10 protein-coding genes are annotated in these 13,133 nt (G+C 44.7%); 2 read left to right on the forward strand and 8 right to left on the reverse strand.

Translation table 11 applies throughout. The features are described 5' to 3' along the window. Nucleotides 1-39 precede the first annotated feature (39 nt). Nucleotides 40-2,568: a penicillin-binding protein PBP1a gene (gene ponA / locus SE27_RS00825; protein ID WP_039620008.1), complete on the forward strand. Its 2,529-nt coding sequence runs from the start codon at nt 40-42 to the stop codon at nt 2,566-2,568. Between the two features lie 62 nt (nt 2,569-2,630). On the opposite strand, the gene SE27_RS00830 is transcribed toward ponA, so the two are convergent. From SE27_RS00830 to SE27_RS00865, 8 genes are all read right to left on the reverse strand, one after another. After that, nucleotides 2,631-3,434, reverse strand: coding sequence for a putative RNA methyltransferase (locus SE27_RS00830; RefSeq protein WP_039623713.1), 804 nt, complete (start codon nt 3,432-3,434; stop codon nt 2,631-2,633). 57 nt (nt 3,435-3,491) lie between these two features. Further along, nucleotides 3,492-4,610 carry a phospho-N-acetylmuramoyl-pentapeptide-transferase gene (mraY, locus tag SE27_RS00835; protein WP_039620010.1) on the reverse strand — a complete coding sequence of 373 codons (1,119 nt, stop codon included), beginning with the start codon at nt 4,608-4,610 and terminating at the stop codon, nt 3,492-3,494. Further along, nucleotides 4,610-6,016 carry a UDP-N-acetylmuramoyl-tripeptide--D-alanyl-D-alanine ligase gene (locus SE27_RS00840; RefSeq protein ID WP_039620012.1) on the reverse strand — a complete coding sequence of 469 codons (1,407 nt, stop codon included), beginning with the start codon at nt 6,014-6,016 and terminating at the stop codon, nt 4,610-4,612. Before SE27_RS00840 ends, mraY begins: the two co-directional genes overlap by 1 nt. Before the next feature lie 9 nt (nt 6,017-6,025). Next, nucleotides 6,026-7,522: a UDP-N-acetylmuramoyl-L-alanyl-D-glutamate--2,6-diaminopimelate ligase gene (locus SE27_RS00845; protein WP_039620015.1), complete on the reverse strand. Its 1,497-nt coding sequence runs from the start codon at nt 7,520-7,522 to the stop codon at nt 6,026-6,028. A gap of 10 nt (nt 7,523-7,532) precedes the next feature. Next, the gene (gene ftsI / locus SE27_RS00850; RefSeq protein WP_039620016.1) at nt 7,533-9,356 is read right to left on the reverse strand and encodes a penicillin-binding protein PBP3; all 1,824 of its coding nucleotides are present in this window, start codon (nt 9,354-9,356) and stop codon (nt 7,533-7,535) included. A gap of 13 nt (nt 9,357-9,369) precedes the next feature. Next, the gene (gene ftsL, locus SE27_RS00855; RefSeq protein WP_039620018.1) at nt 9,370-9,702 is read right to left on the reverse strand and encodes a cell division protein FtsL; all 333 of its coding nucleotides are present in this window, start codon (nt 9,700-9,702) and stop codon (nt 9,370-9,372) included. Continuing rightward, the gene (rsmH, locus tag SE27_RS00860) at nt 9,702-10,625 is read right to left on the reverse strand and encodes a 16S rRNA (cytosine(1402)-N(4))-methyltransferase RsmH (protein ID WP_039620021.1); all 924 of its coding nucleotides are present in this window, start codon (nt 10,623-10,625) and stop codon (nt 9,702-9,704) included. The genes ftsL and rsmH overlap by 1 nt, the downstream gene beginning before the upstream one ends. Nucleotides 10,626-10,800: 175 nt before the next feature. Further along, nucleotides 10,801-11,820: a sulfate ABC transporter substrate-binding protein gene (locus tag SE27_RS00865; protein WP_039620022.1), complete on the reverse strand. Its 1,020-nt coding sequence runs from the start codon at nt 11,818-11,820 to the stop codon at nt 10,801-10,803. A 1,009-nt stretch (nt 11,821-12,829) separates the two neighbouring features. On the opposite strand from SE27_RS00865, the gene SE27_RS00870 reads away from it, so the two are divergent. Further along, the gene (locus SE27_RS00870) at nt 12,830-13,132 is read left to right on the forward strand and encodes a hypothetical protein (protein WP_039620023.1); all 303 of its coding nucleotides are present in this window, start codon (nt 12,830-12,832) and stop codon (nt 13,130-13,132) included. Nucleotide 13,133 lies beyond the last annotated feature (1 nt).

Below are 13,133 nucleotides of genomic sequence, written 5' to 3' on the forward strand. Positions count from 1 at the left end.
AATTAGTTTGCCATCAGCCCATATTAAAACTTACTTGTTATGAAAAAGCTATCTTGTTCGGGCCGTGTTCATCCATTTTTTTTGATCGTAATTATTGCCTTAGTCGCAATTCCGATGGGATTCTATGGCATGTATCTCTATATTGCCCCATCTTTACCTAAAATGACCACTTTGAAAAAGGCGCCATTGCTTAAACCTTTACAGGTCTATAGCACGGATAATGAGCTGATTGCAGAGTATGGTGGAAAATTATCCGTTCCGGTGCAGTATGCCCAGATCCCTCCCGCGTTCATTTCTGCCTTTTTAGCGGCAGAGGATTCCGCTTTTTTTGAGCATAGTGGCATTAGCTTTAAAAGTTTAGGCCGAGCCGTCAGTGAAACCATTACTGGATCGGATGTGCAAACCGGTGGTTCAACCATCACCATGCAGGTGGCAAAAAACTATTATTTAAGCCCAGAGCGCACGCTTAAACGCAAGCTGACTGAAATTTTTCTAGCCCGCAAAATCGAGCAAAACTTAACCAAAGAAGAAATTTTAACGCTGTACGTGAATAAGATCTTTTTAGGCAAAAATGCCTACGGTATCGCTGCGGCAGCAAAAATTTATTATAACAAGAGTTTAGATCAGCTGAGCATTGCACAAATGGCAATGATTTCCGGTCTACCCAAAGCACCATCTAAATACAATCCTGTGGCCAATCCGAGTCGTGCTTTAGAGCGTCGCAACTGGATTTTAGGGCGTATGTTGCAATTGGGTTATATCAACCAAAGCCAATATCAAACAGCCATTGCTGAACCGATTAATCTGGATATGCCCGATCGTGGGATTAGCAATAAATTTCCATATGTTGGCGAAATGGTCCGTGCAGAATTGGTGGAAAAGTTTGGTGATCAAGCGGTAGATTCCGGTTATAAAGTCTATACCACCATCAATAGCCAACGCCAAGCCTATGCAGAACAAGCCGTGCAAGAAGGCTTAGAAGCGTATGACCGTCGTCATGGATGGCGAGGTGCCGAAGCGCATGATAAACCATTAACCGAATTTAGCGCCTATGCCAACACCTATCCTGCTCAGGTGCTTAAGGTGAACAACACCTCTTTTGACGCCTTGATGCAAGATGGCTCAACGGTCACTGTGCCTTGGTCAAGTATGTCATGGGCTGCGCCTTATCGAAATGCCAATAGCGTTGGTGCTGCACCGAGTCGCGCCTCTCAGATTGTGAAAGTCAAAGATATTATTCGCTTGCGTCCCAATGAAGCCAAAGACTCATGGGCATTGATTCAAGTACCCAAAGTACAAGGTCAGTTGATTGCCATTCAGCCCAATAATGGTGCTATTGAAGCCATTGTCGGTGGTTATAATTTTTATCAATCTAAATTTAATCGCTCACTACAAGGCTGGCGTCAACCCGGTTCAACCATCAAGCCCTTTGTCTATGCGTTGGCGCTTGAACGCGGCATGACCCCATATAGCATGGTCAATGACAGTCCGATTACAATTGGTAAATGGTCACCGAGAAACTCTGATGGGCGCTATTTGGGCATGATCCCCTTACGCCGCGCCTTATATCTATCGCGTAATACGGTATCGGTACGTTTATTACAAACCGTCGGCATTGAGCGCACACGACAATTGTTTATGGATTTTGGTTTACAAGAAGATCAAATTCCGCGGAACTACACCATTGCACTGGGTACACCACAGGTATTGCCGATTCAAATGGCCACCGGTTATGCCACTTTTGCCAATGGCGGTTACCGAATTCAACCGCATTTTATTGATCGTATTGAAGATGCCTATGGCAAGGTGATTTATCAAAGTAATCCGGAATATGCCTGCATTGCCTGTATTAATCAAAAAGAAGAAACAGAATCTGCTGAAGCGACAACCCCAGATGATGAAGTGATTGACGTCACCAATCAAACCTTGGCTGAAGAAAAAGAGTTGGACCGCTTACAACTGGATGAATCAAAAAGCCAGTATCGCCAAGCACAACGTATTTTAAAATCAAGTTCAGCCTATGATATGGCCAATATTCTGCGTGATGTGATTCAGCATGGTACCGGACGTGCAGCACTTAAAATTGGTCGTGGCGATATCGGCGGCAAAACCGGTACCACCAATGATGCCAAAGATGCTTGGTTTGCCGGCTTTAATGGCAAATTGGTGACTGTGGCATCGGTTGGTTTTGACCAACCCACCACGCTGGGTCGCCGCGAATATGGTGGCGTCGCGGCCTTACCAATTTGGACCAACTTTATGGGCAATGCCTTAAAAGGTACGCCCGCGGCATGGGTGAATTTCGATAAAAATGCACGTGCACCAACCGATCGTACGCAGCCGATTGCCAATGATGAAGTGGTCCGAGAAGATCGCTCTTCGCCACCCTTGGCGCGTCCATTGTTCCGCCCCGCCCCTGTTGTCGTGACGCGACCAGCAGAGCGTGACTTTGATGATCTCCCGGGAGAAGAAATACTGCTGCCCACTGAAGCTGCGCCACCCAGTATGAAAAAAGCACCGGCTAAAAAGCCAGATGCTTTGGAAAATCTGATTGAGCAAATCCAGTAAAATAAGCTCTGCCGGTCTTGAGGCTTTGTCCAATGGGGCATTCCTCAAGGCCGTGGCGAGGCTTATTTCTTTTTAAACAAATAGAGCTGAAACTGGGCGTTTAATGATAAGTGCTCATTTTGCTCTAACGCCTGACGACGTTCAGGCTTGGCCTTGTAAGCATAAGGGGTCATGGCAATTAGATGCTTTAAAGCTGTCTGTGACAGCGTTAAAGGCGCATCCACAATCCACTGCTCTACTAGATCAAAGTTGCCTTGCAGTTGCTCAACAAATTTTTGTGGCTGATGCGGATTGACCTCTTCAAATAAGGCTTCACGTAGGGCATATAAATGTCCATTGGCCGGTGTCACCACCAGTAAATAGCCATGCGGTTTAAGCACACGTAATATTTCTTGCTCAGGAATTGGGCTAAATAGACTACTACACAGATCGATACAGCCATCTAAAACCGGTAAAGTTGCGCCCGTACCCACCACCCAAACCACATTTTTATTTAATTTAGCCGCCACTTGAACGGCATTTTTGGCAATATCCACCCCCACGCATTGCTGCACTTCCGCCTGCATGGCCGCAGTGTAATAACCTTCTCCACAGCCAATATCCAGTAGCGTTTCAATTTTTAAGGCACGAATTTTTTCAACCACAGCCTGTTGTAGCGGTGCATAAAAGCCCGCGCTTAAAAATGCACGACGCGCTTGCACAGATTCCGCGGTATCGCCCGGATTTTTACTGTGTTTATGCTGTACCACATGCAAGTTAACGTAGCCTTGTTTGGCCACATCATAACTATGATGATTCAGACAGCGCCATGTTTGATCTGTTAAAGATAAGGTCTGACGGCAGACAGGACACATCAACAAATTCATCATTTTCTCTCGGACATAAAAAAAGCCGGCCAATGCCGACTTTTGCAATAGATAGGCTTAACGCAATTTTAAGGTCATTAGCCCCAAAACCACCAGCATAATTGTAATAATCCAAAAACGAATCACCACTTGGGTTTCACGCCAGCCCTTTTTCTCATAATGATGATGCAAAGGCGCCATTAAAAAGACCCGTTTATTGCGCATACGCAGTGAACCGATTTGTAAAAAGACTGAAATCGCCTCGACCACAAAGACACCGCCCATAATGGCAAATACAATTTCTTGGCGCACCATCACGGCAATGGTTCCGAGCATTGCACCCAAGGATAACGCACCAACATCACCCATAAACACTTGTGCAGGATGGGCGTTGTACCATAAAAAGGCCAAGCCTGCGCCGATCATCGCCGCACAGATCACCACCAATTCTGATGAATATTTCACATAAGGCAGATGCAAGTAATTGGCAAAACGAAGATCACCGGCTAAATAGGCAAACACACCCAAACCGGCTGCCACCAACACGATCGGCATAATGGCCAAACCATCCAAACCATCGGTTAAATTCACCGCATTGGATGCGCCATTAATCACCAGATACGTGAACAGAATAAAACCAATTCCCAGTGGAATGGCTGAAAAAGGGATACTGATATTTTTAAAAAATGGGATCAGCAAATCCAGCATATTGGCGGTATGGATCGGATCGGCCTGTTGTTTGGCAATTATATACAGCGCAATACCGGCGCCCAAAGAGCCAACCGAGGTCCAAAAGAATTTCTTCTTGGCCGGTAAGCCGGCATTGTCTTTATAGCGCACTTTAATCCAGTCATCGGCCCAACCCACTGCACCAAAGATCACCATCACCGCCAGCACAATCCAGACATAAGGGTTGGATAAGTCCGCCCAAAGCAAGGTGGAAATCCCAATCGACAATAGAATCAGCACGCCGCCCATGGTCGGTGTGCCCATCTTTTTGGCATGTCCTTCGGGTGCAAAAGAACTCACCGCTTGACCATATTTCAGCGCTTGCAGTTTTCGAATCATCACGGGCCCAAGTACCAGCCCAATGGTCAGTGCGGTTAAAACACTCAATAGCGCACGTAACGTTAAATAACGAACCACCTGAAACGAGCTGTTATAGCCTGCCAGTTGTTCAAAGAGCCATAACAGCATTAAAGTGTCTCCATCAAATCAGCCATCAATGTTTCCATATGGGTATAGCGCGAACCTTTAAACAGGAAGCTCATGGATTGCGGTTGATGTGTTGCGATTAAATCAATTAAAAAAGGTAAGGCTTGCTGCTGATTCAGAAAAGCCTGCATTTTTTTGCCATATTGGGTACTGCGCGCACCTTCTTGCGCAGCCGGTGCAAACTCACCCACCGCCACCACAAAGTTAATGTCTTGCGCCACCAGATCGCGCCCGAGCATATAATGCTGCTGTGCCGCAGATGTACCCAACTCGCCAATATCGCCCATCACCAAGACTTTAATGCCCTGTTGCTGCGCCAGCACTTCAGCTGCTGCACGCATTGAGGTCGGATTGGCGTTGTAGGTATCATCAATGAATAGGTGTTTATCTTGCTGGATAAAGTTCAAACGACCTTTAGCCCCTTGGGCTTGCGCTAAACCTTGCACAATATCCTCCAAGGTTATACCGAGCGCTAAAGCAAAGGCAGCCGCAGCAGTGGCATTTTGCACATTATGTTCACCGGCAAAAGGCAGATTGACCGTGCGAATGCCCTGCGGTGTATTTAAACTAAATTTCGAGGCTTGTGGCTGCAACTCAATTGCGCTGGCAAAGACATCACCATTTTCACCAAAACTTAAGACCTGTTTGCTCTGCACCGCTTGCGCAATACGCTCTGCAAAATCATCTGCTGCTGGAATAATTGATGTACCTGAAGGGGTAATATGCGCATAAATTTCAGATTTAGCACGGCAAATTCCCTCACGACCACCAAATTCCCCCAAATGTGCGGTACCAATATTGATAATCCCAGCCACATGCGGTTGTACTAAATTCGAGGTGTAGTCAATTTCACCTTGATGACTGGCACCAAGTTCCATCACCGCGTATTGATGCTCAGCACGCAGCTCCAGCAACATCATCGGCACGCCCAAATCATTGTTCAGATTGCCACGGGTAATTAACGTGGGTGCCAAGCGCGACAAAATACTGCCGAGCATTTCTTTGGTGGTGGTTTTCCCACTACTACCGGTTAAAGCAATGACTTTTAACTGCGTATTCTGTGCACGGCGATAAGCACCCAAATGGCCGAGTGCCAGACGGGTATCGGCCACCACCAGTTGACATATATCGACATCTACAGGATGACTGACAATCGCCACCTCACACCCCTGCGCTGCCACCTGTGCTACAAAATCATGCGCATCAAAACGCTCGCCGTGTAACGCCAAAAAGGCATCGCCTTTTTCGGCATGGCGTGAATCGGTTAAAATACGTTTAATTGCCGCTATTGGCGCTTTGCCCTGATACCAATGCCCTTGGGTGGCTTGTTGTAATTGTTCTGCTGTCCACGGCACTAAAGCTGCGGTACTGGTGGTTGAAGTATGCATGGCTGTTTCCTATTGCGCGGGATATGCAGAATCTGTGCTGTGATGCTGAGCGTTAATGGCCGATTGCACTTCCACCACATCGTCAAACCAATGGCGGACGCCATCAATTTCTTGATAGTTTTCATGACCTTTACCGGCAATCACCACAATATCACCAGCCTGTGCCTGCTGTACCACAAACTTAATCGCTTCACGGCGATCATGAATTTCATGCACGCTATGACCAGAGAAATTAATATCGGCTTTCATGTCGGCAAAAATCTGTGCAGGATCTTCGGTGCGCGGATTATCGGAGGTCAGTACAGCCACATCTGCACCTTGTAATGCTGTTTTAGTCATTAAAGGACGTTTACCACGATCGCGATCACCGCCACAGCCAAACACCGCCCACAATTGATGGGACACATGACGTTTCAAGGTTTTGAGTACTTGAGTTAAGGCATCGGGGGTATGGGCATAATCGACCACAAATAAGCGTTCAGCATCTCGAATCACTTGCATGCGACCCGGCGCACCTTGTAATTGTGGCACAGTAGAAATTAATGCCGCTAAGTCAAAACCCGCCTGTTCAACACTGATTAAACTGGCGAGTAAATTTTCAATATTAAAATGTCCCAACAATGGACTCTGTACACGCCACTCACCAGATGCTGTGCTTAAGTTAAAGTGCGCACCGGCCAAGCTATACTGAATATCGCTCACCTGATAATCCGCAGTCTGTATGGTGGAATAGCTGAAGATTTTCGGTTGTGCCGGATTGGCTTTGGCCGCGGCGATCATCAAATCAGCATGGGCATCATCTATATTAATAATTGCCACTTTTAAGGTCGGAAATTTAAATAATTCAGATTTGGCTTCAGCATAGGCTCTAAGCGTTCCATGATAATCCAAATGGTCACGGCTTAAGTTGCTGTACGCGGCAATTTCAATTTCACAGCCCTTTAAACGTCCTTGCTCTAAACCGTGCGAACTGGCTTCAATAGCGGCAAATCCCGCAGCCTGCTGGGCATACTCATGCAAAGCAGTTTGCAGATGTAGCGCATCCAACGTGGTATGCGAAGAGGCTTCTAAATTGGGTAAAATACCATTGCCGGTGGTGCCCATCACCGCACATTTTTGATGTTGTAACAGCAACAATTCAGCCACTAAACGTGAAATGGTGGTTTTACCATTGGTTCCGGTCACGGCTAAAATTCGTGCTGCATGAACTGGATCTATCGCCTGCAAATATCGTTTTTGCCACTGCCCCATCAACTGACGGACATCGGGCATGACAATACTGTTCTGTAGGGCTAAATCCACTTCACTGATCACTGCCAGTGCGCCACGCGCCAAAGCAGATTGTGCAAATTGCAACATTTTTTCAGGCTGAGAAAAGCTATGCAAAGCAATAAAAATCTGTCCGGATGCAATCTTACGGCTGTCTAGACTAAAGCCATTAAACGGCTGATCCATCCAAGCCGCAGTCTGATCTATGGGACAAAGATCTTGAAATGTAATGGACATGCATCACCTATTACTGGATGTTAGGAGTATCTAAGGGCTTATCTAAGGGCACGTTCATTAAACGTAAGGACTCTTGCATCACGCGGGAAAAAACCGGTGCCGACACGGTACCGCCGTAGTAACTGCCTTTTGGATTTTCAACCACCACAATCATGGCCAGACGTGGATCACTGACCGGTGCGACCCCAGCAAATAAAGCCCGATATTCACTGGTGGAATAACCTTTGCGATCGGCACGTAACTTATGTGCTGTCCCCGTTTTACCACCAATACGATAACCCGGAATGGTGGCACGCGTGGCGGTACCGCCCGGTAAAGTGGCACCTTCCATCATCATCAACACTTGGTCGGCAATTTTAGGGTCAATTATTTGTTCGCCTTTGGGCGGTTGATCCAGCTTATACAGACTCAGCGGCATTTTCACGCCTTTATTGGCCAGCATCGCATAGGCATCAGCAATCTGTAATACTGTGGCATTTAAGCCATAACCATAGGCCATGGTCGCCACTTCCGAGACATTCCATTTGCTTGGCGGTAAAATCAAACCGCCACTTTCACCGGGAAATTTCACCGCTGAACGCTGGCCAAAACCCACGCGCTTATAAAAAGTGGGTAGCGTTGCATAAGGTAGAGACAACGCAATTTTAGCCACCCCAACGTTGGAGGATTTTTGGATAATCCCGCCCAAGGTGAGAGGGCCATAATTGTGCGTATCCCGAATGGTATGATTACCGACACGCATCGAGCCCGGCGTGGTATTGACCACACTATTGGGCATGTATTTGCCACTTTCCAAAGCCATCGCAATGGTAAGCGGTTTCATGGTTGAACCCGGTTCAAAGGAGTCCACTGCACCGCGGTTACGCATGGCATCTTTATTGGATAAACTTTTCTTGTCATTTGGGTTATAAGACGGCCAACTGCTCATGGCCAGAATTTCACCGGTTTTAACATCCACGGCAATCGCAGTGGCAGAGCGGGCATTATTGGCCACTCCTGCCGCAGTCAGTTCACGGTACATAATATATTGCAGACGTGAATCAATACTTAAGGTGATGTTCTCGCCGGCTTCGACTTCTTTAATTACTTCGGCATCTTTAAAACGATTGCCTTTTTTATCGCGTACCACTTGCTGCTCGCCATCATGACCAGCCAAGACGCTATTTAACTGCATCTCTAAGCCTTCAATTCCGGTACCTTCACTGTTGGTCAAACCAATAATTTGTGCATTCGGTTGTGGCTGTGGATAGTAGCGTTTATAGTTTTTTTCAGTATACACACCCTGAAATTCGCGTTTGGCAATCAGTTGACCTTGCTGCGGCGGAATTTCTTTTTGTAAGACCAAATAGCGTGAACGGGGACGATCATGCATTTTTTTCTTGAGTTCAGCGCGATCCATGCCCACGGCATCGGCCAGCTCATCTAAATTTAAGTTCTTATCCGGTAATTGACGCTTCAGTTTACGATTGGTCGGATCTTTGGCCAGTTCTGCCGTGATCTCTTCAAATTGTGCTTTGGCTTCAAAATAGTCACGCGGATCAATCACCACTTTCATCACTGGTGTACTGATGGCCAACGGTACGCCATGACGATCATAAATCACACCGCGCATGGCTTTGACTTTTTCTGTTCTTAAAATATTGGCATTGGCTTTATTTTGCAAAAAGTCTTTATTGACAATTTGCACATAAAACGCCCGACCGACCAGTGCCACAAAGCACAATAAAACCACGACCCACATTAAATAAAAGCGCCACATATCTACACTCAGCGTGCTTTTTTCGCTAATCGACGGCTGTTTGTTACGCAGTTGCTTATTTCTCTTGTCCACCATAGTACAGCCAGCCTTATTTTTGATCTTCTGAAGTCATGGGTAAAGAAATAACCACCGTTTGTGCCGCTGGAGGTGAATACATGCGTAATTGGGTCACGGCGCGTGTGCCAATTTGCGCCGTTGCACCAAAGGTTTGTTGCTCAATCAGCAAACGACCCCATTCTGCATTGAGGTCATCTCTATCGCGGGTAAAAGCACTTAATTCACGATAATCATGACGGTATTCAAACACTTGAAACACCACCATAATGGCACTGCTAAAAACCAACAACAGCAAAATGGCATAGCTGATTGGTTTTTTTAATGCCACCTTTTGTGCTTTCTTTTCAATTACGTCAGTTTTCATTACTTGCCTTTTAAAGCTAAACGCTCTGCAACTCGAAGCCATGCACTACGTGAACGAGGGTTGGCTTTGACTTCCTCATCACTGGCGCGTACTCGGGAAATTTTCTTTAAACGACGGGTATCTTCCCGTTCTTGTGGCATGCCCCAACTGGTGTCTTCTGCCAAATTTGCTTCTTTTTGAATAAACTGCTTAATTAAGCGGTCTTCCAAAGAATGAAAGCTAATCACCGCTAAACGACCATCGGTTTTTAACACCTCTAAGGCTTGCGGTAGAAACACTTCAATATCTTCTAATTCTTTATTAATGGCAATACGAATGGCTTGAAAAGTTCGCGTAGCCGCATGTTTATGTTTTTCCCATTTTGGATGGGCAACTTTCACAATTTCTGCCAATTTCGCCGTGGTGTCAATATAACCGGCCGCTTTAATGGCTTTGGCAATACGGCGACTATAACGCTCTTCACCATATTGAAAAATCACATTGGCCAAAGCCTCTTCTTCGATATGCATGAGCCATTCGGCCGCGGTTGGACCTTTTGAATTGTCCATACGCATATCGAGTGGACCATCTTTCATGAAACTAAAGCCACGTTCTGCCTGATCTAACTGTGGTGATGAGACGCCTAAATCGGCCATCACGCCATCGACCAAACCAATGCCGCGTTCTTCAAGTTCTTGTTTTAAATCGGCAAAACTGGCATGAATGATTTTAAAGCGCGAGTCTTCTTGTTCTAATTGTGCGGCGGTTTCTAAGGCTTGCGGATCTTTATCAAAGCCATACACTTGTGCATGTTCATCTAATTTAGACAGCAATAAACGCGTATGTCCGCCACGCCCAAAGGTTGCATCGATATAAATTCCTGTATTTCGATCTGCCAATAAGGCATCAACAGTTTCGTGAAGTAATACAGAAATATGCGACATAAGGGTTCAATCAAGACTATGAAAAATTTAACTGCACATTATTACCTTGTTTTAACAAAGCTCCAAACGACTTTTTGTAGGAAAATATTACTTTCTGCCTAGAAAGGGCCTTTCGGCCAAGCTAAAAAGCAAAAAGCCTTCTGGGTAGAAGGCCTTTTAATCAGTTATGCATCAGTTATTTACGTGCACCATAAATCTGATCGAAGATGGCACCATTCACAAAATGGGTCTTTTGTGCTTGCGCCCAGCCCCCAAAGACATCATCAATGGTGAATGTTTTAATCTGCGGAAATTGTGCAGAATATTTTGCCAACACTTGTGCATTACGCGGACGATAGAAATGCTTGGCCGCCATCTCTTGACCTAGCGGTGAATATAGATAATTGATATAGCCTTTTGCCAGCCACTTATTGCCATTTTTCTCAACTGTTTTATCCACAATCGCCACCGAAGGTTCGGTTAGAATTGAAACAGAGGGATAGACAATATCAAACTTATTTTTACCCAACGTTTTTTGCGTGACCAATGCTTCATTTTCCCATGTCAGCAACACATCGCCCATGCCACGCTCTGCAAATGTGGTCATAGAGGCTCGTGCAGCGGAGTCCATTACTTTTACGTTACGGTACATTTTACCGACGAAATCTTTAGCTTTGGCCTCACTGCCGTTGGGCTGTTGCAGTGCATAGCCCCAAGCCGATAAATAGACCCAACGCGGTAAACCGCCGGTTTTTGGATTCGGGGTAATAATTTGTACACCCGGTTTAATTAAATCAGACCAATCTTTAATCTGCTTCGGATTACCTTTACGCACCATAAAAACAATGGTCGAAGTATAAGGGGCGGAGTTATTTGGAAATTCTTTTTGCCAGCCTGCGTTGATTTGACCCGATTTTACAATTTCTTCAATGTCATTGGCCAAAGCCAAGGTCACCACATCACCTTTTAAGCCATCCACCACTGAACGTGCTTGTTTGCCTGAACCGCCGTGTGACTGTTTAAAATTTACCGTATGACCCGTACGCTGCTTCCAATAGCTGCCAAAAGAGTGATTAAATTCATCATAAAATTCACGTGTTGCATCATAAGAGATATTTAAAAAATCACGATCTGCCGCAATTGCGGTGGTGGCAGTCAAAGCCAAACCACTGGCCAGTAAGGCAGCACTAAATAACGCTTTAAATTGGGATTTCATTACAGCACAAATAGGTTATATCAATTGACAGCAAATATATGGAATAAAGCCAGCAATCGCAATGATTTAAAACCATAGACGATTTAATTCAGCCACCCACGCAACAACATAAGTTTTTGTTTTATAAGTTAGATATTATGCAATTATAGATCTATCCACACATATACTGTTTTCTGAATTCCATATCTAAAAAATGCATAATCTAACAGTGCAATAGCTAAAAAAATCCAAAAAAAAGGGCTTTTATACCTCCATTATTCCGGTTCAGAAAATATTGATAGCATGCGGCTATGTAGAAAAAATATAACTCTATCATCCCGTTTTATGCCGCTTATCCTTAGCTTAGTAACGATTGTGCGCTGCAAGACTGTTAAAAAACTTCGCTAATTTTGCTGGATAGATCAAGTTTAAGCGCATTACCCATTTTTATATTACCCCACATAAACACACGTATTAGCTGTAAAAATATAGCTTAGCTTGCTCAAGGCATGGATTACATCGTTTACAAAATGCAGTTAAAGGCCAAGTCGCTGTTTATGTAAATTTTAATCACTCAATCATCAATAATCACCGCCAACAGATCCATACTTTTAAGTACCCTCACGGCGCTTATTGACCGGAAAAGATGAACCATCAAGCCTCTCTCCCCTAGCTTATTAAGCAATTTTTTTCGAACCAGTCACTTTAAAATAAAATAATGTATTTACAAATCAAATAATTATAATAATATTCCACTCAAATGGTCTTTAAAAAATCATCTCAGCAACGCGATACGCTTTGTCTATTGCATCCGATAAAATTAGAATTGATCAATTGCATGATGAATATTCAGCTCTTCATGTTCTCTCCATATTTCTTTGTTACAACGTTGCTGTATTGAATTAGTTTCTTATCCTTTTGTAATGAAGTGTGACCTAGTTCTACTTTTGTATTTTTTTATGTGGTTCAATGGTGTCCCTTGGAAACAAAAACAATGAGTACATTCCGGGATCAATAGGGGAAAATGAACATGCAAGCAACTCAGTTTTTAAAAATCTGTGGTTTAAGTTTAAGTTTGACATTGATTGGTCAAATGGGACATAGCGCTGCGCTTAAGGCAACAGAGACTAAAGTTAATCTCAGCCCTGAACGTCCCTCTTTAATGGAAAAAGCGTTGCAACAACAGCGCAAAGATTCAAAAATTTTACGTGATGAAAACGACCTAAGAGTTCTGACCGAAATTAAAGTAGCGCCGACACAAAGTTTTTTTGCCGCACAAAATCAAAGATTCTCGCGTATCGTACAAGCCTTGTTTATCCAAAATAATTCTTAAT

The sequence above is a fragment of the Acinetobacter harbinensis genome, from assembly GCF_000816495.1.
Lineage (GTDB): Bacteria > Pseudomonadota > Gammaproteobacteria > Pseudomonadales > Moraxellaceae > Acinetobacter > Acinetobacter harbinensis.

Excerpts from the sequence above, each read along its gene's own strand:
- ponA (WP_039620008.1), top strand. The coding sequence starts at position 40 with ATGAAAAAGCTATCTTGTTCGGGCCGTGTTCATCCATTTTTTTTGATC.
- SE27_RS00830 (WP_039623713.1), bottom strand. The coding sequence starts at position 3,434 with ATGAATTTGTTGATGTGTCCTGTCTGCCGTCAGACCTTATCTTTAACA.
- mraY (WP_039620010.1), bottom strand. The coding sequence starts at position 4,610 with ATGCTGTTATGGCTCTTTGAACAACTGGCAGGCTATAACAGCTCGTTT.
- SE27_RS00840 (WP_039620012.1), bottom strand. The coding sequence starts at position 6,016 with ATGCATACTTCAACCACCAGTACCGCAGCTTTAGTGCCGTGGACAGCA.
- SE27_RS00845 (WP_039620015.1), bottom strand. The coding sequence starts at position 7,522 with ATGTCCATTACATTTCAAGATCTTTGTCCCATAGATCAGACTGCGGCT.
- ftsI (WP_039620016.1), bottom strand. The coding sequence starts at position 9,356 with ATGGTGGACAAGAGAAATAAGCAACTGCGTAACAAACAGCCGTCGATT.
- ftsL (WP_039620018.1), bottom strand. The coding sequence starts at position 9,702 with ATGAAAACTGACGTAATTGAAAAGAAAGCACAAAAGGTGGCATTAAAA.
- rsmH (WP_039620021.1), bottom strand. The coding sequence starts at position 10,625 with ATGTCGCATATTTCTGTATTACTTCACGAAACTGTTGATGCCTTATTG.
- SE27_RS00865 (WP_039620022.1), bottom strand. The coding sequence starts at position 11,820 with ATGAAATCCCAATTTAAAGCGTTATTTAGTGCTGCCTTACTGGCCAGT.
- SE27_RS00870 (WP_039620023.1), top strand. The coding sequence starts at position 12,830 with ATGCAAGCAACTCAGTTTTTAAAAATCTGTGGTTTAAGTTTAAGTTTG.